Source organism: Streptosporangium sp. NPDC004631 (genome assembly GCF_053601935.1).
In genome coordinates this window covers 1-23,926 of sequence record NZ_JBSGCR010000004.1, presented here as the reverse complement: position 1 = coordinate 23,926, position 23,926 = coordinate 1, and the positions used below count along the sequence as shown (strand labels likewise).

Genomic DNA, 23,926 nt, shown 5'->3' with positions numbered 1-23,926 from the left:
GTTCCGGGCGGGGGTTGACCAGATGTTGTGCATACCCGTCAGCTGGCGATATTTACGGAAATGTCTGATGCTGACGGTGTATCCGGGTGGTTGAGGCTACTCCTTTTCAGGGGATTCCCGGGAGTCCCCCGGCCCACCGGATTCCCAGGAATCTCACCTTTCCGTCCCCGCCTCCCAGGAATCTCGCATTCCACCCCGCCGCCGGCTCCGCCCGCCTCCCAGCGACCTCACCCTCCAGATCTCCTCCGGCCTCGCCCGCCGGTCGGCGCCGTACGGGGGGCCGGTAAACTCAACCGTCGTGAACAGCACCTCCTCCTCCAGCCCCATCGGACCCGTCGTCGGCATGATCGGAGCCGGTCAGCTGGCCCGGATGACCCAGCAGGCGGCGATCGCCCTCGGGGTGGAGCTGCGGGTGCTGGCCAACTCCCCGGACGAGAGCGCGGCCCGGGTGGTCGCCGACGTCCGGCTGGGCGACTACCGGGACCTGTCGGACCTGCGCGACTTCGCCAAGGGGTGCGACGCGCTCACCTTCGACCACGAACACGTGCTCACCGAGCACATCCACGCGCTGGCCGGGGACGGCTACGCCGTACACCCCGGGGCCGACGCGCTGGTGCACGCCCAGGACAAGGCCGTGATGCGCGAGCGGCTGACCGCGATCGGGGCCCCCTGCCCGCCGTGGCGGCGGATCACCGAGGTGGCCGACGTCGAGGAGTTCGCCGGGGAGAACGGCTGGCCGGTCGTGCTCAAGGCCGTGCGCGGCGGCTACGACGGGCGCGGCGTCTGGGTCTGCCGGTCCGCCGGGGAGGCCGCCGAGGTGCTGGCCACCGGGGTGCAGCTGATGGCCGAGGCGTTCGTGCCGTTCGAGCGTGAGCTGGCCGTCCTGGTCGCCAGGTCGCCCCACGGGCAGGGCGTCAGCTATCCGGTCGTGGAGACCGTCCAGCGCGACGGGATCTGCGTCGAGGTGCTCGCCCCCGCGCCCGGCCTCGACCCCGAGCAGGCCGCGGTGGCGCAGCGGATCGCCCTGCGGATCGCCCACGAGCTGGGCGTCACCGGGCTGCTGGCCGTGGAGATGTTCGCCACCGCCTCCGGGCTCATGGTGAACGAGCTGGCCATGCGCCCGCACAACAGCGGCCACTGGACCATCGACGGCGCCCGCACCTCCCAGTTCGAGCAGCATCTGCGCGCCGTGCTCGACCTCCCCCTCGGCTCGCCCGCCCCGTCGGCCCCCGTCGTGGTGATGGCCAACCTCCTGGGCGGCGACGAGGAGGACATCTTCTCCCGTTACGAGCACGTGATGGCCCACGACCCCGGGATCAAGGTCCACTTCTACGGCAAGGAGGTGCGGCCCGGCCGTAAGATCGGCCACGTCACCGCCCTCGGCACCGACCTGGACGAGGTCCGGGCCCGGGCCAGGCACGCCGCCGCCTACCTCTCCGACGGCGTCTACACGTGAGCGTCCCCAAGGGCGGCTCCGGGGGCGTCCACCCGTGAGAGCCCGGCGGCTGAGAGCCCGGCAGCACTGTGAACGCGGCCCGTGGGCCGCAGACCGCGAGGAGAGCGAATGACCACCGTCGGCATCGTCATGGGCAGCGACTCCGACTGGCCGGTGATGCGGCTCGCGGCCGAGGCGCTGGCCGAGTTCGGGGTGGCCTTCGAGGCCGATGTGGTCTCCGCGCACCGCATGCCCGAGGAGATGATCGCCTACGGCGCGCAGGCGGCCGGGCGCGGCCTGAAAGTGATCATCGCGGGGGCCGGGGGAGCCGCCCACCTGCCCGGCATGCTCGCCTCGGTGACCCCCCTGCCGGTGATCGGCGTCCCGGTGCCGCTGAAGTATCTCGACGGCATGGACTCCCTGCTCTCGATCGTCCAGATGCCCGCGGGTGTCCCGGTCGCGACCGTCGCGGTCGGCGGCGCCCGCAACGCCGGCCTGCTGGCCGTCCGGATCCTCGCCGCGTCCGACGAGGACCTGAGGGCCAAGATGGAGCGTTTCCAGGTGTCCCTGAAGGAGCAGGCCCACGCCAAGGGGGCCAAGCTCCGGGCGGAGGCCGCCGGCCTCGCCGGCTGAGCCGTCCCCACCCTCCGGAGCCCGCCTCCATCACCTTCTGAGCCCGCCCACATCCCCCCTGAGTCCGTCTCCAGCGCCCTCCCGGGCCGCCCATCGCCCTCTGAGGACTCCGTCGCAACCCCCGTCACTCTCCTGAGGGGCCGTCACTCCCCGGGAGGTGCCGGCCGCCTCGCATGGCGCCCCGTCGTTGCGGCCGCCGGAGGTGGTCCCGATACTGTGTTCCTGGAGTCCGTCATCGGAGGGTGCACCACGGACCGTCCCTGTGGCGTGACGGCGGCGTGCAAGCGTTACGGAGCGATCCGCCCGGAGGTCCTGTCCGTGCGGACGACCGTCGATCTCATGGCGAAGGTGATGACGACGTGGAAGCAGATCTGAGCAAGGCCGTCTGGCGCAAGGCGTCCCTGGGCGACGACAGCGGCGGCAACTGTGTCGAGGTGGCCGTGGTGGAGGCCCCGGACGCTCCGGACGCGGGGCACAAGGCCGGGCTCGGCTCCCTCTATGTGCTGCGCGACTCCAGAAACCCCGACGGGCCGAAGCTGTTCTTCACCCGCTCGGAGTGGGACGCCTTCGTGGGCGGCGTGAAACTCGGCGAGTTCGACAACTGACCGGGACGGCCCTGCCCAGGACGCCGACCGCCCCGGCCGGGCCTCTCCCTCCTCCCTCACACCAGGCGAAGTCCGCGTTCGCCGGCTCCTCGACGGGCCCGCCCTCGATTCGGGGAAGTCGATTGTCGGTGGCGCATGGCAGACTCGGCGCGTTCCCGAAGGTGATTGGCCGGAGGCGGGAGTGAGACGGATGACAGAGCGCGCGAACACCCCTGGGGTACGGCTTGAGCCCTGGGGAGACCCCCACTTCGACCTGCTGCGCCGCCTGAACGTCCCGGAGATGATGACGCATCTCGGAGGGCCGGAGAGCGAGGAGCGGCTCCTCGCCCGGCACCGGAGATATGTCGAGAGCGGCGAGGGGAGGGCTGCCCGGATGTTCGCCGTCCTCCTGCTTCCCGGGCTTGAAACGGTCGGCAGCATTGGATATTGGGAACGCGTCTGGCACGACGAGACCGTGTATGAAACGGGCTGGGGCATCCTGCCGGGGTTTCAGGGCAGGGGCATCGCGACGGCGGCCGGTGAGGCCGCCGTCGCGAGTGCCGCGGCGGAGGGGAGACACCGATACGTTCACGCGTTTCCCTCCGTCGGAAACCCCGCCTCGAACGCCATCTGCCGGAGGCTCGGCTTCGTTCTCGTCGCCGAATGCGACTTCGAATATCCGCCGGGCACCACGATGCGGTGCAACGACTGGCGTCTTGATCTCACCGGGGCGGCATAGGACGGCTCACCCGCCGCCCCGGAGGAGGAGGTGGGGCGGAAGGTCAGAAGAACCGGTTCTCCGGGGGCGGCAGGTTCAGTCGCCGCGGGCCGTACCACCTGCTCTTGTCCTTCGGCAGGTCGCCGCTGCCGAGGGCGCCGCCCGCCAGCGGGAGCAGTACCGTGCTTCCGGCCAGGTCGAGGGTGACGTTCGCGCCGGTGGCGGCCTCGTCGCTGTAGGTCGAGTCGGTGCCGGCGATCACCAGGGCCAGCCGGTGCCCCTTCTTGAAGACGTAGTCCTGCGGCAGGGTCTCCCACCTGACCCTGCCGTACGTTCCCGGAGGCAGCGATGAGGGCTCGCTGAGCGACTCGCGGTTCCGCACGTCGATCCAGCCGCGGGAGACGATCTCCAGCGGGCGGGTGGCCAGGTTGGTGACGACTTTGCGGTAGCAGGCGTCGTCGGAGGCCGTACTCTCGCCGTGGCAGCTCTCCTCGGCGAGCGTGCTGATGCCCTGGCCTCGCCGCCAGTCGACCCGGGTGTCGGCACCGAAGTCGACGAGGAGCGCGGTCAGGTTCGAGGTGGGCCGGTCGAGCGCCACGCGCAGGTCCACCACGGGCGTGCCGGACAGGCGCAGGTTCAGCGGCAGGGCGCCGGTGGTGAAGGCCACCCTCCCCGGCCCGGCCGTACCGACGTCGGCCACCATCGCCTCCTCGGACTGGCGGACGTCGGTGAACACGGCCGTCTCCCCCCTCCCGGCCGGGGCGAGGCCGAGTGAGCCGTCGGCCGAGGGGTGCAGGGGGACCTTCGGGGTGAGCGGTGCCGGCCAGTCGCGCTGGGTGATCCAGTGATCGGGGGCGGTCTGCACGTCGGCGCGGGGCTCCCGCATGACGTCGTTCTCCACGCCGAGCAGCCAGCGGTCGAACCAGCGGTGCAGCGTGTCGACCCAGAGGTCGCGGCGCCCCTCGAAGTCGAAGGGGTCCACGTGCTGGTACTGCCCGACCCAGATCTTGCGGGGCACGTTCCTGTCGGCCAGAGCCCGCCACCAGGTGGAGAAGTTGTCCGGCTTGACGTTGAGGTCGTTGACCGTGTGCACGGCGAAGACGGCGGCACGCACCCTGGAGGCGTTGGCCAGGGTGCCGGTGAGATAGTCGCGACCGGCCCAGAAGGCGTTGTAGTCGCCGGTGTCGTCACCGTCCTCGGCGTCCATGCCCGCCCGTACGGCGGCGCACTTGGCCGCCGGGTCGGTGTCCACGTACTTCGCCAGCCATGACATGTAGTCGTAGTTGTAGATCACGCCGTTGGAGCGCTGGTACCTGTACCAGGAGCTGATCGCCGAGATGGGGACGATCGTCTCCAGCCCCTCGACGCCGGTGGCCGCGACGGCGTTGGCCAGCGTCCCGTCGTAGGACTTGCCGATCATCGCGGTCTTGCCGGTGGTCCAGTCGGCCACCGCCGGGGTGCCGTCGGCGCGGTAGGCGGTGGCGCGGCCGTTCAGCCAGTCGACGACGGCCTTGCCGCCCAGCACGTCGGCCCGCCCGCCGCCGTCGGGGCAGCCGTCGGACTTGGTGGTGCCGATCATGTCGACGTTGAGGACGGCGTAACCGCGTGGCACGAAGTAGTTGTCGTAGAACAGCGGGAACTTCACCGCGTTTCCGGCGGAGTCGTAGACCTTGCGTTCGGCCTCGTTGCCCCGGCCGGAGTTGTCATAGTACGGGCTCTCGTCGACGATCACCGGGACTCGGAGCCCGGGGCCCGACTCCCTGGGCCGGATGATGTCGACGCGGACCCGGTCGGGTCTCCCGTCGGAGTCGCTGTCGACGCTCGACTCGACGTAGACGTGCTCGCGGACGGCGTCGGTGTAGGAGAAGACCGGTTGGGTCCGTCCCCGTTCGACGGTGATGGAGGGGGCGGCGGTCGCGTGGGCCGGGGTGGTGCCCAGTGCGACGACGGCCATGGTGATGAGGACTGCTCGGAGCGGTGGCACGCGGAGCCTCCAGACAGAGGGAAACATCCGCAATCTCCGTTGATGTCCGTATGTCGACAAGATCCCGTTATGGGTTCGACATCACCCTGGTTCTGCTACGTGACATGACGGGAACAAGGGGCGGATTCGGAAGGAAGTGGTGGGAGTCGCCCGGAGGGGCGGTGTCGAGCTGGTATCGCCCAGACGAGATGTCACGCTCCGTGATAGGTGAAAAACATGTCGTTCTCCTCGCCGGTCTGTTCTCTGGCGCGGTGTCGTCGTCTCGCTGAGGGCAAAGTCGGCGGTGACGTGGGCTGATTCGTGGTCGAGCGGTGGGGATCGTCGGATTTAGCGGGGCCGATCTTGACGTCTTTTGGGGGATGCGCTTCCCAAGGGCGCGGCGTGACATTACCGTGCGTGATTAAGTCGTTGCGAAAACCGCGGCTGTGATCGTGAACGGCCACGGCGTGATTCCGACGTGAGACAGGAGTTCGTGATGCCCCCCTCGCGTGAGCTCGACAGCAGGTCAAGTCCCCTCGCGTTCTTCGCCGCGGAGCTGCGCCGCCTGCGCGACCAGGCAGGCTGGACGCAGGAGCAGCTCGCCGAGGCGGTCTCCTACTCCACGGCTCTGGTCGGCATGGTGGAGACCGCCAGACGCAACCCGTCACGTGACTTCACCGAACGGTGCGACCGGATGCTGAACACCGGCGGGACGCTCATGCGGGTCTGGCCGCTGCTCAGCCACGCGGCCTACCCTCCGTGGTTCCGGCCGTGGGTGGAGGTCGAGCGCGAGGCGCACACCCTCAGGAACTGGGAGCCCCTGGTCTTCCCCGGCCTGCTGCAGACCCCCGACTACGCCCGCGCGCTCCTGAGGGGACGGCGAGCCGCGGCCGAGGAACGGGTCGAGGAGCTGGTGACCGGGCGGATCGAGCGGCAGAGCCTGCTGCACGGCGCTCACCCGCCCCTGCTCTGGGTGGTGATCGACGAGAGCGTGCTCTACCGGCGGATCGGCAGCCCGGAGATCATGCGCGGCCAGATCGCGGCCGTGGTGGCGGCGATGGAGAACCGCTACGTCTCGGTCCAGATCGTGCCCGGGGACGTCACCGTCACGGCCGGTCTGAGTGGGGCGTTCGTCATAGCGAGTGTCGATGGCAGCGCGGATACTGTTTATGCGGACTGTGCCGCCGAAGGGCATGTCACGGACCATCCACGTGACGTGGCGGAGGTCTGCATGCGCTACGAAGAGCTCCGCACGGAGGCCCTCCCCCCGAGGGCGAGCATCGACCTCATGACGAAGGTGATGGAGACATGGACACAGACCTGAGCAGGGCCGTCTGGCGCAAAGCCGCCCTGAGCAGCGACAACGGCGGCAACTGTGTCGAGGTGGCCGTGGTGGAGGCCATCGGCGCCGGGCACAAGGCCGGACTCGGCTCCCTGTACGTGCTGCGCGACTCCAAGAACCCCGAGGGGCCGAAGCTGTTCTTCACCCGCTCGGAGTGGGACGCCTTCGTCGGCGGCGTGAAGCTCGGCGAGTTCGACTGACGTCCTCTCCGAGCGCCGCCGGCGACGCCGTCCGGCGGGGCCCGCCACCACGCCGGAACGCCTCCCCGTGACCGTCGTGGAAGGCGTGTCACGGGGCGGCGTGCCCGAGGCTCCGTCGATCGTCAAACTCCGTCGGCCGTCTGGGGAGATTCCGCCGGCCTGGGGAGATTCGCCGGCCTGGGGAGGCTCCGCCGGTCAGGGGGAGGCGCTGTCGGTCAGGGGCGGCCGAGGGCGCGGTAGTGCCAGCCCGCGGCACGCCAGATCTCGGCGTCGAGGGCGTTGCGGCCGTCGACGATCTTGCGGGTGGTGACGACGGCGCCGAGCGTTTCGGGGTCGAGGTCGATGAACTCCTGCCACTCGGTCAGCAGCAGCACAACGTGGGCGTCGCGAGCGGCGTCCAGGGCGGAGGTGCCGTAGGAGAGCTCCGGATGGGCGCGGCGGGCGTTCTCCTGGGCGACGGGATCGTAGACGGTGACCCGGCCCCCCTGCTCGCCGATCTTGACGGCGACGTCGAGGGCGGGGGAATCGCGGATGTCGTCGGAGTTGGGCTTGAAGGCGGCGCCGAGAACGGCGACCGTGCATCCGTGGAAGGAGCCGCCGGCCAGCTCGCGGGCCAGGTCCACCATGCGGGCCCGGCGGCGCATGTTGATCGCGTCCACCTCGCGCAGGAACGTCAGCGCCTGGTCGGCGCCCAGCTCACCGGCTCGGGCCATGAACGCCCGGATGTCCTTGGGCAGGCAGCCGCCGCCGAAGCCCAGCCCCGGGTTGAGGAACTTCCCGCCGATCCGGTCGTCGAAGGAGAGCGCCAGCGACAGCTGTTTGACGTCGGCGTGGGAGGCCTCGCAGACCTCGGCCATCGCGTTGATGAAGGAGATCTTGGTGGCGAGGAAGGCGTTGGCGGCGACCTTGACCAGCTCGGCCGTCGGATAGTCGGTGACCACCAGCGGGGTGCCCCGTTCCAGCATGGAGGCGTACACCTCGCGCATGACCTTCTCGGCCCGGTCGGAGGCCACCCCCAGCACGATCCGGTCGGGATGCAGGGTGTCCTTCACGGCGAAGCCCTCGCGCAGGAACTCGGGGTTCCAGGCCAGCTCCGCCCCGGTGCCGATGGGTGCCAGCCGTACCAGCTTGTCGGCCAGCCTCCGAGCGGTGCCCACCGGCACGGTGGACTTGCCGAGGATCAGGCACTCCCGTTTCAGATGGGGGGCCAGTGATTCGATCGCGCTGTCCAGATAGGAGACGTCGGCCCCGTACTCGCCGGGTTTCTGCGGGGTGCCCAGGCACAGGAAGTGCACGTCGCCGAATGCGGCCGCCTCCTCGTAGGAGGTGGTGAAGCGCAGTCGCCCGTTGGCGAGGTTACGCTGGAGAATCTCCTCCAGGCCCGGCTCGTAGATGGGCAGATCCCCGGCTTGTAGGCGGGCGACCTTCTCCGTGTCCACATCGACGCCAAGGACCTCGAAGCCCAACTCCGCCATGCATGCCGACGTTGTCGCGCCCAGGTATCCGGTTCCCACCATTGTCAGGCGGTAGGCCACTGGTGTTCCTTTCGGTTCTGCCCGATTGTGTGTCGTCAGGGTATCGGCATCCCCGGCTGCGTACTCTGTCGCCACCTGCACAAACAGGTGGCGATGGAGATCACAGCGGTGGAGCGGTCCACATTTGGTTGGACGTCCTACTATTTTCCTATGAGCTTTCCTCTCTACGCGCTGCCCGAGGAGCACCAGATGCTCCGGGAGACCGTCCGTGCCCTTGCCGACGAGAAGATCGCCCCTCGTGCCGCCGAGGCGGACGAGACGGGCGAGTTTCCCTGGGACGTCTACAAGGCGCTCGTCGCGGCCGACCTGCACGCCGTACACGTCCCCGAGGAGTATGGCGGGGCCGGAGCCGACGCGCTCGCGGCCGTCATCGTCATCGAGGAGGTGGCGCGGGCCTGCGCGTCGTCCTCGCTGATCCCGGCGGTCAACAAGCTCGGCACCGTCCCCCTGCTGCTGGCGGGCTCTGAGGAGCTCAAGCGGCGCTATCTCCCGCCGGTCGCGCGGGGCGAGGGGATGTTCTCCTACGCCCTGTCCGAGGCGGAGGCGGGCAGCGACGCCGCCGCGATGAAGACCCGCGCCGTGGCCGACGGCGACCACTACGTGCTCAACGGCGCCAAGATGTGGATCACCAACGCCGGGGTCTCGGAGTACTACACGGTGATGGCCGTGACCGAGCCCGGCGTGGGGGCCAAGGGCATCTCCGCGTTCGTCGTCGAGAAGGGCGACGAGGGCGTCAGCTTCGGGGCCAAGGAGCGCAAGCTCGGAATCAAGGGCTCGCCGACCCGCCAGGTCATCTTCGAGAACGTGCGCGTCCCGGCCTGGAGGATGATCGGCGAGCCGGGCACCGGCTTCAAGATCGCCTTGGCCACCCTGGACCACACCCGCGTCACCATCGCCGCCCAGGCGCTCGGCATCGCCCAGGGCGCGCTCGACTACGCGGTGGGCTACGTCAAGGAGCGCAAGCAGTTCGGCAAGGCCGTCGCCGAGTTCCAGGGCGTCCAGTTCATGATCGCCGACATGGCGATGAAGCTGGAGGCCGCCCGCCAGCTCACCTACGCCGCCGCGGCCAAGTCGGAGCTGGCGATGCACGGTCGGCCGCAGAAGGATCTCACGTTCTTCTCCAGCGCCGCCAAGTGCGCCGCCTCCGACGCCGCCATGGAGATCACCACCGACGCCGTCCAGCTCCTCGGCGGCTACGGCTACACCCGCGACTACCCGGTCGAACGCATGATGCGCGACGCCAAGATCACCCAGATCTACGAGGGCACCAACCAGATCCAGCGCATGGTCATGGCCCGCCAGCTCCTGAAGTAGGGCCCGAAGTGGGAAGACCCCGCTCCGACCGAGGGTGTTCCTTGTCTTCTCACGCTTTTGGGCGATCTTCGAGGCGGCCCTGTTCCGTCCCTGTCTCGCGAGACAGGGACGGAGGCGGAACAGGGAGTGCGGTCGGTCTGTCCACGACTTGGATTGACCGCGGTGGTCCCGACCGCGACCACAGGGTGTGTGGATGCTCTCAAGGCCAGGGTTGCGTCCACGGAGGTGGTGCGCGAGTTTTCGCTGGTAACAGGCGTGGCGTCGTGAAACGAGGACGGCCGTCGCGTGATCCTTCAGGTTGTGGAACCAAGATCGAAGGAGAAGAGAGCGATGGCTGTACCCAACAGTGTGGACCCCGGCGCCTGGCTGACGGGGCGGATCCAGTAAAGAGGTCCGAAACCCTGCTCATCCGGATAAATGCGGCGCCAGGACGCCATTGAGGAGAATAATGGGATTTAAGATATCGAAATAGGTGAATTTGTAATAATTCATTAACGGTGTTGGTTGTCGTGTGCGAGGGGGTATCGCTGTGCCGAGTGATTGGGGTTTATTCGGCGAATATGGAGCGATTCGCTGACGCTATGGAGTCGCGGCTATATTCTTAACTTCTATGCCGGAGCCTGACTCAACCTATGTGCGAAAGCAAGCTTGCAGGGCAACCTCCACCCCTTGGCTTTGCCTGCCAGATGAGACAGTACTCACCCATCACACCTTCAATGTGGACAGGTTCCTGGAAGCTCCCAGGTATGACAAGGAGCGGGAGGTTTCCCTGCTTACCGGCGAGCTTACGGCTGAGGAGGTCAGTCGCTATCGAAGACGTGTGATAACCGCTAGAGCACTTGAGGCCGCTGCTGTACGCTACACATCGGCAGGTAGGCTCCGTGCGGAGGGATTTGCCGTTGTCCACACGCCGGGACGCCTGCTTGGCCGCTGCGGGACCGCTTCGCAGCATGTCTCGATCGTTTGGCCGGACGACGATCCGACCAACCGCCAGGATATTCCCTGGCCCCCAACTGTGTCGAAGCGCTTTGTTCGGTGCTTCAATGGGTACTAGGTAGACGGGAGGTGAAACGGATGAATCTAGACTCGCTCATCAAGCGGGGCTGTCCTCCTTGGCGGCCGAGGCCGGGAGTGGCCGATCTTGATGTCTGGCATGAGTATGAGATCCCGTTGACGGGTACCTTCCGTGTGAACGGTGATTTTGTCCTGTTTACCCAGGTTCTGGAGAGCTCCCAGGGGCTCTCCGCCTGGGCTTACGTCTGTCTCGATCGCTCAGACGCCGGCGAGGTGGCAGACATCGCATTCGAGTCTCTCGATGAGCTGAACAGTTTCGTTGAGGCCAAGTTCCTTGGCCGGGAAGCTGTGCTGGCCCTGGCCAGGGAAGATCGAATCGACAACTGGACGCGCAGTGAGGTTGCCGACGGGTTGCTCTCAACTGTTGAGGGCTTCATCACCCAGGTGATCGTTAATGCTGTGAAAGTGCCAGATCCAAACCAACGTATCTTGGCCAAGCTCGCCGGCCTGGAAGCCGTGAAATCCGAACTGGCTCCCGCATAGGTACCCGGTAGTTCAGGCCGCAGGCCAGGTGGTCATGGACGTTCGCTCGCTCTGCCAGGGACGTTAACGCGGTCTGACAACCGCCTGCTCTCTGGTGGCTGGTCTGTCTCGGCCCCGGATTTCGGTGGCCCTGCCTCGTGAGACGATCCCCACCGGGTCACCGGGGCTGAGCATCCTCACTCCGCCAGGTCGCGCCGGCCCGCGTCCGGCACGGCCGTCAGGGGCGTCCGCCCGGCCGAGGTGTTCTGCTTGGCTGGGGTGTTCCGTCCGGTCGAGGTGATCTGGAACCAGACGGCGTTGCCGGCCTCGTCGTCCTGATCGGTGCCCCAGGCGTCGGCCAGGAGGTCCACCCAGCTCAGGCCCCGGCCGCTGTCACTGTCGTCGTCGGTTGTGCGCATGGTGGGCACGCTGGTCGCCGAGCCGTCGTCGATGACCTCCACGTGCAGGACGTCGTCTCCGATGCCCAGGCAGACGGTCAGCGTGCCGCCCGGCAGGGAGGAGTCGCTGTGGACGACGGCGTTGGCGACCAGTTCGCTCACCAGCAGTGTGACCGTCTCCAGCGTCTCGGCTGCCACCTGGTCGGCCAGCAGTTCCGCCGTCCAGCCCCGCACCGTCCCGGCCGACCGCGGGAGGCCGGGAAAGTCTCGCTGGTGGAGGGTGTGCAGCCGAATCCGTCGTTCGACCCCCTGGGCCGGTCGCCCGCTCCTCACCCGGTATGAGCCGGGACACAGGGCCGCCCTCGGTTCCCGTATCGCCACATGGTCGCCTCGCTCCTGTGCTGCTACGTGGTCATCCCGCTCCTGTGTCGCCACATGGACACCTCGTTCCTGTGTCGCCACGCGGTCACCTCGCTCCCGGGTCGTCATGCGGTCACCGCCGCCATGATCATGTCTGCGGCGTGCTCGTCGAACGCCCATACCCACTTGTCCCGTCTCCACAGCCGGGACCACCACGGCCGCCAGATGAAGACCCAGCCCCATGCCCGCTGGACGACCCGAACGCGGACCCGTACCCCGGAGGTGGACATGATCTCCATGACCGGCGGCCCGACGGCGGGAACGACCAGCGAGGTGGCCACCCCGCGAGAACGCAGATCCCATCCCAGCCGCACCAGATGAATGAGCTGTTCCTCGTGCGGCGTGTGCATTCGCGTTTTGCCTGTCATGTCGACCCCACCATCTCGGGCAAATTATCGCTTTTTTGTCATAAGTCGCCCGAAGAAAACTTTTGGGCCTACAGGGTGCCCAGGTCGATGGGGAGATTGCAGGAGGAATCTGCGGACATTCCGCTGACAGAAACCTCCGCATGATGTATCTGTTAGTCGCCGATTCGTCGACAGAAACCGTCGCGCCCTATGCGCACACTTAAGGGGTGGATATGGCTAACGATCTAGATCCGCGTTTGACGCCGATTCAGCGCTTCGGTCGCGAGCTGGGGCGGGCCCGCAGGGAGGCGGGCCTGTCACAGGCGCGGCTCGGCGCGCACCTGGGTGTCTCGTCGTCACTCGTGGGACACATCGAGATAGGCAACCGGACACCCAGGCCCGAGCTGGCCGCGCGGTGCGACGAGATCTTCAAGACGGACGACCTCTTCGCCCGTCTCTGCCGGAACATCACCTCCCCCTCCGGACCACGCTGGTTCCTCAGGTGGTCGGACGAGATCGAGCCCCGGGCGCGCATACTGCGCAGCTGGGATCCACTGCTGGTCCCCGGCCTGCTGCAGACCACGAGCTATGCGCGGCTCGTCTTCCAGGGGGGCCTGGCCACCTCAGAGCAGCAGGTCGAGGAGCAGATCAGCGCTCGCATGCGGCGCCAGCTGATTTTCAAGAGGGACAGCCCGCCGGTCCTGTGGGCGCTGCTGGACGAGTGGGTGATCCGCCGTCCCATCGGCGGCCGGGAGGTCATGGTCGAGCAACTCGACCACCTCGTGGCCGTCGCCGAGCGCCAGAACGTGACGATTCAGCTCGTTCCCCACGACTCGCCGTGTACGGCGGGTCTGATGTCCGGGTTCGTTCTCGCGGAACTGCCGGACGCGCCGACCACCGTCTCCGTAGAGTCGGCGGGTGCGGGCGAAGTGTCGGCGGAGCATGAACTGGTGACTGTCATTTGGGGTAGATATGACAGGATCCGAACGGAAGCGTACCGTCCCGGGCAGTCGCTAGAGATGATTAAGGAAGTGAGGGACCAGTGGCAGAGAAAGAGCTGATCGGGGTGGACCTCTCCCAGGCCGCGTGGAAGAAGAGCTCCCGCAGCGGCGACAGCGGCGGAAACTGCGTCGAGGTCGCCGGCAACCTCCCCGGAGTCGTCGCCGTCCGCGACAGCAAGAACCCCACCGGCCCCGCTCTCCTCCTCTCCCCGGACGCCTGGGAGTCTTTCATCGGCAGCCTGAAGTCCGGAAAGTTCGACTAACCGAAAACTCCAGACCCGAAATTACGGCCCCCCAAGGTCCAGTCCGGGAAACACCCCATCATCGTTCGTCATGGGCTTGAAGGACGAGGATCGTCTTAACGAGGCGACCTCCGTGAATCCGAGAAGAGGACAGCGGCGTAGCCTCCGTAAAATGCGTCAGGTCTTCAGCTACGCACTGGCTCGTTCACCGAGGCCGAGAAGATTTGGGTGAGCGGAATAGGCGCTCTTCTACGCGTTACCTGAGGATTTCGCCTGGACGTAGTTGGTTGACCCCTGCTGCGGAATCTGGAGTGCTCACGCGACACGCGAGTCCTTCCCAGGGAGATATCGTGACGTATGTCCCGTGAAAAGTAGATTGGGATGTCTCGATAGTCGGTGTCGTGAAGGCATAATGCCTGCTCAAACGCCGTGGCGGTCGCCCTCCCGGGCGGCCGAGGATCGCAACGTGGCGGGCGGGGGTGCTGTGGGGCGTCCATTGGAGTGGCGGTCGCCCTCCCGGGCGGCCGAGGATCGCAACTTCGGGGTGTCAGTCATCGGTGAGCGTCTCCTTGGTCGTGGCGGTCGCCCTCCCGGGCGGCCGAGGATCGCAACGCCGACGCGGAGGTGGTGTAGGTGACCGAGACGCTGGTGGCGGTCGCCCTCCCGGGCGGCCGAGGATCGCAACATCTCGCGGCGTGCGAGTCGCCGGGCCTCTAGCAGGGGTGGCGGTCGCCCTCCCGGGCGGCCGAGGATCGCAACACCCCATGGCACCGCACTCCGCCTCCCACCTCCCTGGTGGCGGTCGCCCTCCCGGGCGGCCGAGGATCGCAACGCCCAGCCGTACCGGCACCCCACCGCAAGCGCGACGTGGCGGTCGCCCTCCCGGGCGGCCGAGGATCGCAACTGGTCCACCGGGACGAACTGGTGAACCAGACGGTCAAGGTGGCGGTCGCCCTCCCGGGCGGCCGAGGATCGCAACCCACTCCCCTCTTCCTGGTACATCTGGTAAACACCAGGTGGCGGTCGCCCTCCCGGGCGGCCGAGGATCGCAACGACGAGGGCGCGGCTTCGGGCTCAGGCCTGAACATGGGTGGCGGTCGCCCTCCCGGGCGGCCGAGGATCGCAACCTCACCTCCAAGGAGGGCGCCGCAGCGCTCGCCGGGGTGTGGCGGTCGCCCTCCCGGGCGGCCGAGGATCGCAACATTGAGGAACTGCTCGGTGAGATCGTCGAGCTGCGGGGGCCCCTCGGAGCGACCGAGGATCGCACACGCATGGCCAGGGGTCGTCGGCGGAATGTAGAAGTGAAGGCCACTTCCGGGGGTGAGAGGGCAAGCGCGGGGAGGTTTCGAGGTCTCGACAGGGTGAGCCTGGGCTGTTCTAAGAACGGCCCAGGCTCACCTTCCATTTTGGGATCCTTACGCGTTCCGCAGAGTCGTCGCTACGCTGGGAGGTTTCGAAGGGCGCGCTCGATGATCACTACGGGTGCGTTGACATTAACGTCGGATGAGGTAGACAGTAAGCGCGATGCTCGCTAGCGCGAGCGTCGCTACTGCCATCAAGAGGCAGAAGCGGGCGGTCTGGGGCCAGCTTTCGAGGGCAGCCCTGACCGTCCGCGCCATCTCTCTTATGAGCAGGCCGCGCCAATCCATGGTGTGTTATCACCTCCTCCGATGACGAGGCGTCTTTTTTAGGCTTACGTGTATGAAGCGGAGCCTGTATGGGTTGGCACTGGCTGCCTCCGTCTGATGATCGCCCCGAGAGTAGCGCAGCTGAGCCTTACCGTCTACGCTCCTGTGAAGCGGCTCATTCCACGTTCATTGAAGGATGACTGTTGCCCAGCAGTGGTTGTTGAACTAGGGTTGCCAACGGCGTCATCGACGTCTGGCGACCTCAGCATGATCATGGGGTCGAGGGTCGTAATAATGACCGTGGCTGAGCTGCGAAAACGGTTGCTATGTCGGGTCGGTCCTCCATGTGGCCGACCCGAATCAGCTGATAGAGGTTAAATCTGTTCGGCAACTATGTTTGTCGATCTCGCGAAAATGTCAGTGGCGTCTCCTACAGTGCGGCTCTCGCTGTTTTCTCCATGCATGAAGGAGTGGGATGGTTGAGCGTCTATGGGCGCACAGTGCGCGTGATGGTGATGGGCTTCGCCATGGGCTTGCCGATCATCTGCGAGGTACGGCGTGGCGGGCGGGTGCGTTCGGTGAGATCTTCGGCGCCGGCCCGTTGGCCGCTCACTGTGGTCTTGTTCATGACGTGGGAAAAGGCTCGTGCGAATGGCAGAAAGGTCTGATTCGAGCGGAAAGCCGTAGTGGTCCCGTTGGGGTTCCGCACAAGCACGCGGGTGCTTGGCTGCTGGATCAGCAGAGTCTGGGGATCATGGCCGCGATCGTGTTCGGGCATCACGGTGGCTTGCCGAGCAGGGCGCGACTGCAGGCGGAGTTACGGTTCGCAGATGATCATCCGCTGGTCGCCGAGGCGATTCAGCGGGTAGGGGAGATTGTTCCGGAAATTCATCTACCGGGGCCTATCGCTCTGCCTGATTGGCTGACGGGGGCAGTCCAGGAGGATCCGTACGTATTGGACCTGTTGGTGCGTATGGTCTACAGCACGGTTGTCGATGCTGATTTCCTGGACACCGAGGAGCATTTCGCTGCTGCCACACGGCCCTCGCATCCGGTCAGTGCCGCTCATCTGGTGGATCGTTTTGAACAGGGACGCTTACGGCTTATCGCCGACGGGCTGTCGTCTCCGATTGATGGGCTACGTCAGGAGGTGTACCGGCAAGCCATCGCCGCAGCGGGAGGACCTCGGGGGATCTACCGGATTCCCGGGCCGACGGGATCGGGGAAAACGCTCGCCGCGGGCGGTTTCGCACTGCATCACGCGCATGTTCACGGCCTGCGGCGTGTCATCGTGGCGGTGCCGTTTATGTCGATCACCGAGCAGAATGCCGATGTTTACCGGCGTCTGCTCGACTGTGACGGTGAAGAGCCGGTCGTGCTGGAACATCACAGCGGAATCGACCTGGACGGCGGTGACCCCAAGGGCCGTTGGCAGCGGTTGGCCGCTGAGAACTGGGACGCGCCGTTCACTGTAACGACCACGGTCCGATTGTTTGAGTCGCTGTTCAGCAACAAGCCGGCGGCGATGCGGCGGGTGCACCGTTTAGCAGGGGCGGTCATTGTGCTGGATGAGGTGCAGGCTCTGCCAGATCACCTGCTGATCCCGATCGTGTCCGCGCTGCGGACGTTGACGGAACGATTCGGTGCCACGGTGTTGCTGGCTTCGGCCACCCAGCCGCCTTTCGAGTTGCTCAGCCCCTTGCACACGACGTCGATTCGCGATGTGATCGCGGAGCCGAAACCGCTGTACAAGGCACTGGATCGAGTGCGTTATGAGTGGCGGCTGGATCCCAAGCCGACGCTGGCACAGATCGCTGAGGAGGCGGCAGCCGAGCAGCGGGTGCTGTTGGTGGTCAACACGACCAAGGACGCTGGCCGACTGCATCGGTTTGTCGACGAACGCCGTCCCGCATTGCACCTGTCCACGCGGATGGCGGCCGCACATCGCCGGAATGCGCTGCAGGAGATCAAGCAACTGCTCGCCGCGGAGAAACCGGTCGCGGTGGTGAGCACTCAATTGGTCGAAGCGGGTGTCGACGTGGACTTTCCCATCGGGTTTCGGGCGATCGCTTCGGCGGATTCGCTGCAACAAGCCGCAGGGCGGGTCAATCGCAGCGGTCGCCTACCCTACGGACGGGTTGTCGTCTTCGACCCGGAGGATGGCAACAAGGGTGTCCAAATGCTGTATGGCGCGGCGCTGGAAGCCACCCGCGATCGATTCGGCCCGCACTGTTCCCCGGACGATCTGGATGCGCTGGAGGCCTATTACCGAGCACGCTTCGACTTTCACAACGTCGAGCAGGCCGGTCAGGAGATCCAGAAGGAGCGCCAGGCCCATGACTTCCCCAGGGTGGCCGAACTGTTCCGGATGATCGACGAGTGGACCGTTCCGGTGGCCGTGCACTATGGCGACATCGAGCAGTTGGCGCGAATCCTGCACCATCTGCGCTCCGGCCATCCCGGTGGAGGTGCCCAACTGCGGGCGCTCCGCCCCTACCTGGCGACTTTGCCCCGTGGGGCGGCCCGTCGTGCCGTGAACGAAGGACTCGCGGTGCCCGTCGTCGGCGACCTTGTCGAATGGGTGGGCGACTACCACCCGCAGCGAGGTATTGAGATCGCTTCCCCTGACCCACAGGAGCTGGTGTTTTGACCACCCACCGCGCTCACCATCCACCCCCGCCGCTCGTGGTGGAAGTACAGGCTCCTTATGCCTGTTTCACTCGGCCGGAGTTCAAGACCGAGCGGCTGAGCTACCCGATGATGACTCCGTCCGCCGCCAGAGGCGTGCTGGAGGCGATCTTCTGGAAGCCCGAGTTCTCGTACCACATTGTGCGGATCGACCTGCTGGCGCCGGTCTGCTGGACATCTATCCGTCGTAACGAGGTCTCCTCGATGTTGTCGCTGAGCTGGGTGCGGGACGCGATGAGCGACACCTCTGTCCGCTTTGACGTCGAGGCCGACCGTGACCAGCGCAACATGGTTTGCCTGCGCGACGTCGCCTACCGCATCCACACCCAGGTACGGCCGCACCCGCACACGGCCGACCCTGAGGCCAAATACCGTGATCAGTTCCGTCGCAGGGTGGAGCGCGGCGCGTGTTTCTCGCAGCCCTTCATGGGCGTACGGGAATTCTCCGCGTCCTTCCATCCCCCAACAGACCGAGCCCCGATCCCGCACGATGAGAAACTGGGTGTGATGCTGCACAGCATCGTCTATGGAAACGCTGGCGAAACTTACCTCTGGTTCGACGCCGAAGTGAGGAACGGCGTCCTTGAGATTCCGCGTGAGGGCGTCGAACTGCCCACCGGTGGACCCGGCCGCACCGGCGGGCGGCGGTGAGGGAATGTTGATTGACCGTCTCGCCGCGCACGCCCGCGATCGCAGCGACCTGCCCCCGCCGTATTACCGGCACCGCAGCGTGCGCTGGGCCGTGGACCTGGACGCTCAAGGTCGCCCCCGGGGCAACCGGCTGGTTGATCTGAGCGGGCCGGAGGCTAAATCCGGCATCATGCTCTCCGCTCCGTATGTGCAGCGTTCGGGCACCGGATCGCTGCCGTTCTTACTCACCGACACCCTGCAGTATGTCTTGTCCGTCCCGAAGGACGACAGCGAAAAACAGCTCAGGGACGCGGAGCGGCGCACCGCCGACTTTGCCGAATTGGTCTACCGGTGGGCCAAGGATGAGCCGTTGGCCGCCCCTGTGGTGCGCTTTTTTGAATGCGGAGCCTTCTCCGAGATCGTGATCCCCGAGGAGACCAAGCCGACCGACGTGATCGCGATCAGGACCGACCACGGCTGGGTGCACGACCTGCCTTCCGCCGTTGCCACCTGGGGGCAGATCGTCCGCGAGCGCAAAAGCTCCTCCAGCGGTCATGGCATCTGCCTGGCCTGTGGCAAACCGGGGCCGCTGTTGGACACCATCCCCGAGCCGGTCAAGTCCGGTGCTATTCCGGTCGCGAACGGCAGAGGTCGTGACGCACAGCTGATCTCGATCAACAAGACCGCGCAGGGCCGCGGCGGCATCATCCAGCTGGCCAACACTCCGATCTGCGACACCTGCGGAGGGCTGGCCATGGCGGCGCTGAACGCGCTGCTGGCCGACCCACATCACCACTATCGCGGCACCGACAGCGTGCTGGCGTGGTGGTTGCGTCGACCGGCGCCCATCTCGGTCCTGGGCGCTGTTCGCGATGCTCAGCCCGGCGACGTCAACGCGATCATCGAACAGGCGCGGCTTCCCGCCGCACGGCGGGCCTCCTGGCTCGATGACAACGCCTTTTACGCCATCACGTTGTCGGCCAACCAGAGCCGCGTCGTCATCCGTGGCTGGATCGACGTTCCTCTCATCTCACTCTGTAAGAACGTACGGGCCTGGTTCAATGACCACGCGATGACCGACCTGTGGGCCGATGGTCCGCAGTATGTCGCGGTCTGGCGGATGGCCGCCGCGCTGGGACGCCACGGCAAGCAGGGATATGTCAGGGACACCGCTCCTGACTCCGCGGAACGTGACCTCATGGCCGCGGCCCTGCACGGCACACGGCTCCCCGCTCACCTGCTGTCTCGCCTCATACAGCGCATCCATACCGACGGTCGAGTCGACCTGGCTCGCGCGGCCCTGCTACGTGCACTGCTCTTGCGCGCCAACCACGCCCTCAGGGAGATCCTGTTGGACCACCTCAACGTCAACACCACCGATCCCGCCTATCTGAGCGGGCGTCTGTTCGCCGTACTGGAGAGCATTCAGCGCACCGCGCTGGACAACATCAACACCACCATCGCCGACAAGTTCTTCGGTGCGGCCATGGGCAGGCCCCTGGCCGTCTTGATGATGCTTCGCAAGAACGCCACCGGCCACTTGCGACGGCTGCGTGGTTCCAAGCGTGCGGCCGGTGCCGCCCTGGACAGACGCCTTGACGAAGTCCTGGACCTGTTCACCACCGAGATCCCCGCCACTCTGGACCTGCCCGGCCAGGGACTGTTCGTCCTCGGCTACCACCACCAGCGGGCCGCTGATCGAGCAGCGGCCCGCGCCGCCATCGGGAGTAAGTCGTCTGTGACTGGACCCGCCTGACCTCTGACTGGTCACAGATCCTCCGTCATCCCTTGAAAGGAACCTCTGGATGTCCGTCCACCTAGACCCGGCACGCAAGCATGACTTCGTTTTCCTGTTCGACGTGCGCGACGGTAACCCCAACGGCGACCCCGACGCCGGAGGCATGCCTCGCACCGATCCGGAAACCGGGCAGGGACTGGTTACCGACGTCGCGATCAAGCGCAAGATCCGAAACATGGTCGCACTGCTCAAAGAAGGCGTGCCTGGCTATGACACCTACGTCGAATCCGGTGTGGCACTCAACGCCCAGCACGAACGCGCTTACACGGCCTTGAGCCTGGACCCCAAGCAGCGGCGTAAGTCCGAGCCGGAAGCCCAGCAGTGGATGTGTCAGACCTTCTACGACGTGCGCATGTTCGGTGCGGTGATGAGCACCGGAACCAAGCCCTGCGGACGTGTACAGGGTCCCTTGCAGCTCACCTTCTCCCGTTCGATCCACTCCGTCCTCCCTCAGGAGCACGGCATCACCCGCGTAACCCAGACCCGTCAGGAGGACATCGACAAGGGCGAGTCGACAGAGATGGGCAACAAGCACATGATCCCGTACGGCCTCTACCGCGGCTATGGACACTTCAGTGCCCCGCTGGCTCGCCGTACCGGTGTGAACGGTCAGGACCTGGAGACCTTCTGGCGTGCTCTGACCATGATGTTCGAGCACGATCGCGCCTCCACCCGTGGCGAGGTGGCTCTGCGGGGTTTGTATGCCTTCACCCACGATGACGCCTTCGGCCGCGCGCCCGCTCACACGCTGTTCGACCGCGTTGAGGCCAAGCTGATCGACGAGACCAGGCCCCCGCGGGCCTTCAGCGACTATAAGATCACTATCGGTAATGACCTGCCCGACGGCGTTACCCTCACCAGCCTGGTCGGGTGAACTCCTCCTCTCCGCGGGCCGTGGACACCAGCGGCCCGCTGCTCCAGGTCACTCTCTCGGCGCTGGAGCACTACGCTTACTGTCCCCGTCAGGCGGGACTGATTCTTCTCGAAGACGGCTACGCCGATGACGCGGCCACCATACGCGGAACACTCATGCACCAGCGTGTCCACGAGCCCGGACATGAGACCCGTGGCGCGATCCGCACTCTCCGGGCTCTCCCCGTATGGCACGACAAACTCGCACTGATCGGAGTATGTGATGTCGTGGAGATCCACCACAACGGTCCCATCATCCCGATTGAGCACAAGTCCGGCGCCTACACCCCCGGAGGCCCCGCCGACATCCAGGTAGCGGGCCAGGCCATGTGCCTCGAAGCGATGTTCAGCCGTCCGGTCCCGCACGGTGTCATCTACTCCGGTGCAGACCGACGTCGGCACACCGTCACTATTGACGGCGCCATACAGCGACGTGTCATCACACTGGCTGATTCCGTCAGGGGGCTCCTGGCAGCCATGGCGCTTCCAGCCGCGCCGGCCGATCAGAGATGCCGACGATGTTCGATGCGAGACATGTGCATGCCCCGCGTCCTGGCCCGCGCAAAGGCATTCACCCACACGGCCTCGACAGTGTTTTTCCCCCAATCCGAAGCAGCCTGGGATGACTGAACTTCTCAACACCCTGTACGTCCAGACACAAGGTGCCAGCCTCCACCTGGACCACGACAGCCTCAAGGTTGTCGCCCCTGAAGTTCCGAAACGGACACTTCCGCTGCGCCGCCTGAACGGTATCGTTGTCTACGGCCACGTGGCGCTGTCAGCGGATCTACTGACTCGATGTGCTCACGACGGCCGGTCTGTGGTCTGGATGAGCCTGTCCGGACGCTTTCTTGGCCGAGTCGACGGCCCCACCCGTGGCAATGTTCTGCTCCGTCACGCCCAGCACCTCGCCCATGCCGCCTCGGACACACGCCTCCAGATCGCCAGATGTTGCGTCGCTGGCAAAGTCCAGAACTCCCGGCAAATCCTGCTCCGCGGCGCCCGTGATGCAACCGGTTCACTTCAGACCACATTACGAGCCCTGGCTGAAGATCTCGAAGACCTGCTGACGCGCTCCCGTGAGGTTGCTGACCTGGATAAGCTCATGGGGTTGGAAGGGCGGGCCGCCCAACTCTATTTCGAGGGCCTCGCTGGCATGATGCGCACCCAGCCCGACATCGCTCCGTTCACCGCCCGCATCCGGCGTCCTCCCACCGATCCTGTCAACGCCCTGCTGTCATTTCTGTACGGGTTGACCCGCGCCCTCGTCCACGGAGCGACCGAACAGGTTGGTCTCGATCCTTACCTTGGATTCCTTCACGGCCTGCGCCCAGGAAAACCTGCCCTCGCCCTTGATCTGATGGAGGAATTTCGGCCAATTCACGCCGACCGGCTTGCCCTTAACATGCTTAATCGCAAGCAGCTCCGTAAGGAGCATTTCGAGACTCTTCCCGGCGGCGCTGTGCAGCTTACCGAAGACGGACGGCGCCTTGTTCTCACCGAATGGCAGGGCTGGAAGAGCAAGGAGTGGCCTCACCGGCTTCTCGGCCGCAAGGTCTCGGCCTCACTCTTGCCCGTGGTCCAATCGCGTCTTCTCGCCCGACACATTCGCGGGGAGCTTCCCTCCTACGTCCCCTGGACGGTCAGCTGATGCAGCTGCTGTTGACCTACGACGTGGCTACCACCACCCCTGAAGGGCGACGCCGCCTTCGACAAATGGCCAAACTGTGCGAAGGGTACGGGCATCGAGTACAGAAATCCGTGTTCGAGATTACCTGTACCGATGCGGAACTGCTGACCTTGCTCGATGGAACCACTCGTATCATTGACCCCGACGATGATTCCGTACGGGTGTACCGACTGCCTGCGAACGGATTCGCCACAGTACACCGGCTCGGAGTAGCCCAGCCTGTGCCCCATCATGACCCGTTGATCCTGTAGTTCGGAACCTGGAGTGCTCATGCGACACGCGGGAGCTTCCGAATGAGATATCGCCGTATTTGTTCCTTGATAAGTAGATTGAAGAGTTCTTGTTATCGGCTCCGTGAGGGCATAATGCCTGATCAAATGCCGTGGCGGTCACCCTTCGGGGCGACCGAGGATCGCAACCCCGTGGCAAATGCAGCGCGCCCATTGTGGGGTAGTGTGGCGGTCACCCTTCGGGGCGACCGAGGATCGCAACCTGGAGGAGTGCAACCGGTTCCTCGACGACCTGCAGTGGCGGTCACCCTTCGGGGCGACCGAGGATCGCAACGTCCTCAACGGCGACGACGCGGCCATCACCCCCACGGTGGCGGTCACCCTTCGGGGCGACCGAGGATCGCAACATCTGGCGTCGCCTGTTCCAGGCCGGGATGGTCGGGTGGCGGTCACCCTTCGGGGCGACCGAGGATCGCAACTTTCTTGAATACGTCGCGCAGCTCCTGGAGCGCGCGCGTGGCGGTCACCCTTCGGGGCGACCGAGGATCGCAACTTGAGCTCCGCGCGGGTCAGGGCGTCATGTGCCACTAGGGCCTGTACGGAGTTGAGATCAGAGGGATTGCCTGCGGTACGGCCGGCGGTCCTGGTAGGTCATCGGGCATGGCGCGTGGAGATCTCACCG

At 66.0% G+C, this 23,926-nt stretch carries 21 protein-coding genes and 2 CRISPR repeat arrays; of the genes, 17 read left to right on the top strand and 4 right to left on the bottom strand.

Going from position 1 to position 23,926, the window contains the following annotated elements; genetic code table 11:
• The first annotated feature begins 298 nt into the window (after window positions 1-298).
• The 4 genes from ACWEF2_RS05000 to ACWEF2_RS04985 all read left to right on the top strand — a co-directional run bounded on the left by ACWEF2_RS05000 (window position 299) and on the right by ACWEF2_RS04985 (window position 3,391).
• Entirely contained in the window at window positions 299-1,456 is a 1,158-nt protein-coding gene (locus ACWEF2_RS05000) for a 5-(carboxyamino)imidazole ribonucleotide synthase (protein WP_453812018.1), read from the top strand.
• Window positions 1,457-1,564: 108 nt separating this feature from the next.
• Window positions 1,565-2,068 (top strand): 5-(carboxyamino)imidazole ribonucleotide mutase, encoded by a 504-nt coding sequence (purE, locus tag ACWEF2_RS04995; RefSeq protein ID WP_453812016.1) that lies wholly within the window; start codon window positions 1,565-1,567, stop codon window positions 2,066-2,068.
• A gap of 359 nt (window positions 2,069-2,427) precedes the next feature.
• Window positions 2,428-2,673 (top strand): DUF397 domain-containing protein, encoded by a 246-nt coding sequence (locus tag ACWEF2_RS04990; protein WP_453812014.1) that lies wholly within the window; start codon window positions 2,428-2,430, stop codon window positions 2,671-2,673.
• A gap of 190 nt (window positions 2,674-2,863) precedes the next feature.
• Window positions 2,864-3,391 carry a GNAT family N-acetyltransferase gene (locus tag ACWEF2_RS04985; RefSeq protein WP_453812012.1) on the top strand — a complete coding sequence of 176 codons (528 nt, stop codon included), beginning with the start codon at window positions 2,864-2,866 and terminating at the stop codon, window positions 3,389-3,391.
• Between the two features lie 43 nt (window positions 3,392-3,434).
• Here ACWEF2_RS04985 and ACWEF2_RS04980 read toward each other — a convergent pair whose 3' ends face one another.
• Window positions 3,435-5,381, bottom strand: coding sequence for a Xaa-Pro dipeptidyl-peptidase (locus ACWEF2_RS04980; protein ID WP_453812010.1), 1,947 nt, complete (start codon window positions 5,379-5,381; stop codon window positions 3,435-3,437).
• 448 nt (window positions 5,382-5,829) lie between these two features.
• On the opposite strand from ACWEF2_RS04980, the gene ACWEF2_RS04975 reads away from it, so the two are divergent.
• Both ACWEF2_RS04975 and ACWEF2_RS04970 read left to right on the top strand, forming a co-directional pair.
• Entirely contained in the window at window positions 5,830-6,657 is an 828-nt protein-coding gene (locus ACWEF2_RS04975) for a helix-turn-helix domain-containing protein (RefSeq protein WP_453812009.1), read from the top strand.
• Complete coding sequence (locus tag ACWEF2_RS04970) at window positions 6,642-6,875, top strand: DUF397 domain-containing protein (RefSeq protein ID WP_453812007.1); 234 nt, start codon at window positions 6,642-6,644, stop codon at window positions 6,873-6,875. Before ACWEF2_RS04975 ends, ACWEF2_RS04970 begins: the two co-directional genes overlap by 16 nt.
• A 215-nt stretch (window positions 6,876-7,090) precedes the next feature.
• Here the strand turns inward: ACWEF2_RS04970 and ACWEF2_RS04965 are convergent, their stop codons facing one another.
• Window positions 7,091-8,392 carry a UDP-glucose dehydrogenase family protein gene (locus ACWEF2_RS04965; RefSeq protein WP_453812425.1) on the bottom strand — a complete coding sequence of 434 codons (1,302 nt, stop codon included), beginning with the start codon at window positions 8,390-8,392 and terminating at the stop codon, window positions 7,091-7,093.
• A gap of 168 nt (window positions 8,393-8,560) precedes the next feature.
• Here ACWEF2_RS04965 and ACWEF2_RS04960 point away from each other — a divergent pair, with 168 nt between their 5' ends.
• Complete coding sequence (locus tag ACWEF2_RS04960; protein WP_453812005.1) at window positions 8,561-9,724, top strand: acyl-CoA dehydrogenase family protein; 1,164 nt, start codon at window positions 8,561-8,563, stop codon at window positions 9,722-9,724.
• A gap of 1,131 nt (window positions 9,725-10,855) precedes the next feature.
• Entirely contained in the window at window positions 10,856-11,281 is a 426-nt protein-coding gene (locus tag ACWEF2_RS04955) for a hypothetical protein (protein WP_453812003.1), read from the top strand.
• A 176-nt stretch (window positions 11,282-11,457) separates the two neighbouring features.
• On the opposite strand, the gene ACWEF2_RS04950 is transcribed toward ACWEF2_RS04955, so the two are convergent.
• A complete protein-coding gene (locus ACWEF2_RS04950; RefSeq protein WP_453812001.1) occupies window positions 11,458-11,991 on the bottom strand; it encodes an ATP-binding protein in 534 nt (177 codons plus the stop codon).
• A gap of 152 nt (window positions 11,992-12,143) precedes the next feature.
• A complete protein-coding gene (locus tag ACWEF2_RS04945; RefSeq protein ID WP_453811999.1) occupies window positions 12,144-12,446 on the bottom strand; it encodes a hypothetical protein in 303 nt (100 codons plus the stop codon).
• Window positions 12,447-12,658: 212 nt separating this feature from the next.
• On the opposite strand from ACWEF2_RS04945, the gene ACWEF2_RS04940 reads away from it, so the two are divergent.
• The 9 genes from ACWEF2_RS04940 (at window position 12,659) to cas2 (ending at window position 23,265) form a co-directional block, all read left to right on the top strand.
• Window positions 12,659-13,486 (top strand): helix-turn-helix domain-containing protein, encoded by an 828-nt coding sequence (locus ACWEF2_RS04940; RefSeq protein ID WP_453811998.1) that lies wholly within the window; start codon window positions 12,659-12,661, stop codon window positions 13,484-13,486.
• On the top strand, window positions 13,468-13,689 hold the full coding sequence (locus tag ACWEF2_RS04935; protein ID WP_453811996.1) for a DUF397 domain-containing protein: 222 nt from the start codon (window positions 13,468-13,470) through the stop codon (window positions 13,687-13,689). Before ACWEF2_RS04940 ends, ACWEF2_RS04935 begins: the two co-directional genes overlap by 19 nt.
• A 408-nt stretch (window positions 13,690-14,097) precedes the next feature.
• Window positions 14,098-14,870: a CRISPR direct-repeat array (repeat unit 37 nt; unit sequence GTGGCGGTCGCCCTCCCGGGCGGCCGAGGATCGCAAC).
• A 901-nt stretch (window positions 14,871-15,771) separates the two neighbouring features.
• Window positions 15,772-17,946 carry a CRISPR-associated helicase Cas3' gene (gene cas3 / locus ACWEF2_RS04930; protein ID WP_453811994.1) on the top strand — a complete coding sequence of 725 codons (2,175 nt, stop codon included), beginning with the start codon at window positions 15,772-15,774 and terminating at the stop codon, window positions 17,944-17,946.
• Entirely contained in the window at window positions 17,943-18,635 is a 693-nt protein-coding gene (gene cas5c, locus ACWEF2_RS04925) for a type I-C CRISPR-associated protein Cas5c (protein WP_453811992.1), read from the top strand. The genes cas3 and cas5c overlap by 4 nt, the downstream gene beginning before the upstream one ends.
• 4 nt (window positions 18,636-18,639) lie before the next feature.
• Complete coding sequence (cas8c, locus tag ACWEF2_RS04920; RefSeq protein WP_453811991.1) at window positions 18,640-20,370, top strand: type I-C CRISPR-associated protein Cas8c/Csd1; 1,731 nt, start codon at window positions 18,640-18,642, stop codon at window positions 20,368-20,370.
• Window positions 20,371-20,419: 49 nt separating this feature from the next.
• Entirely contained in the window at window positions 20,420-21,286 is an 867-nt protein-coding gene (cas7c, locus tag ACWEF2_RS04915; RefSeq protein ID WP_453811989.1) for a type I-C CRISPR-associated protein Cas7/Csd2, read from the top strand.
• The gene (cas4, locus tag ACWEF2_RS04910) at window positions 21,283-21,954 is read left to right on the top strand and encodes a CRISPR-associated protein Cas4 (protein WP_453811988.1); all 672 of its coding nucleotides are present in this window, start codon (window positions 21,283-21,285) and stop codon (window positions 21,952-21,954) included. Before cas7c ends, cas4 begins: the two co-directional genes overlap by 4 nt.
• Complete coding sequence (gene cas1c, locus ACWEF2_RS04905; RefSeq protein WP_453811986.1) at window positions 21,947-22,975, top strand: type I-C CRISPR-associated endonuclease Cas1c; 1,029 nt, start codon at window positions 21,947-21,949, stop codon at window positions 22,973-22,975. Before cas4 ends, cas1c begins: the two co-directional genes overlap by 8 nt.
• The gene (cas2, locus tag ACWEF2_RS04900) at window positions 22,975-23,265 is read left to right on the top strand and encodes a CRISPR-associated endonuclease Cas2 (RefSeq protein WP_453811984.1); all 291 of its coding nucleotides are present in this window, start codon (window positions 22,975-22,977) and stop codon (window positions 23,263-23,265) included. Before cas1c ends, cas2 begins: the two co-directional genes overlap by 1 nt.
• 131 nt (window positions 23,266-23,396) lie before the next feature.
• A CRISPR array of direct repeats spans window positions 23,397-23,797; the repeat unit is 37 nt; unit sequence GTGGCGGTCACCCTTCGGGGCGACCGAGGATCGCAAC.
• Between the last annotated feature and the right edge of the window lie 129 nt (window positions 23,798-23,926).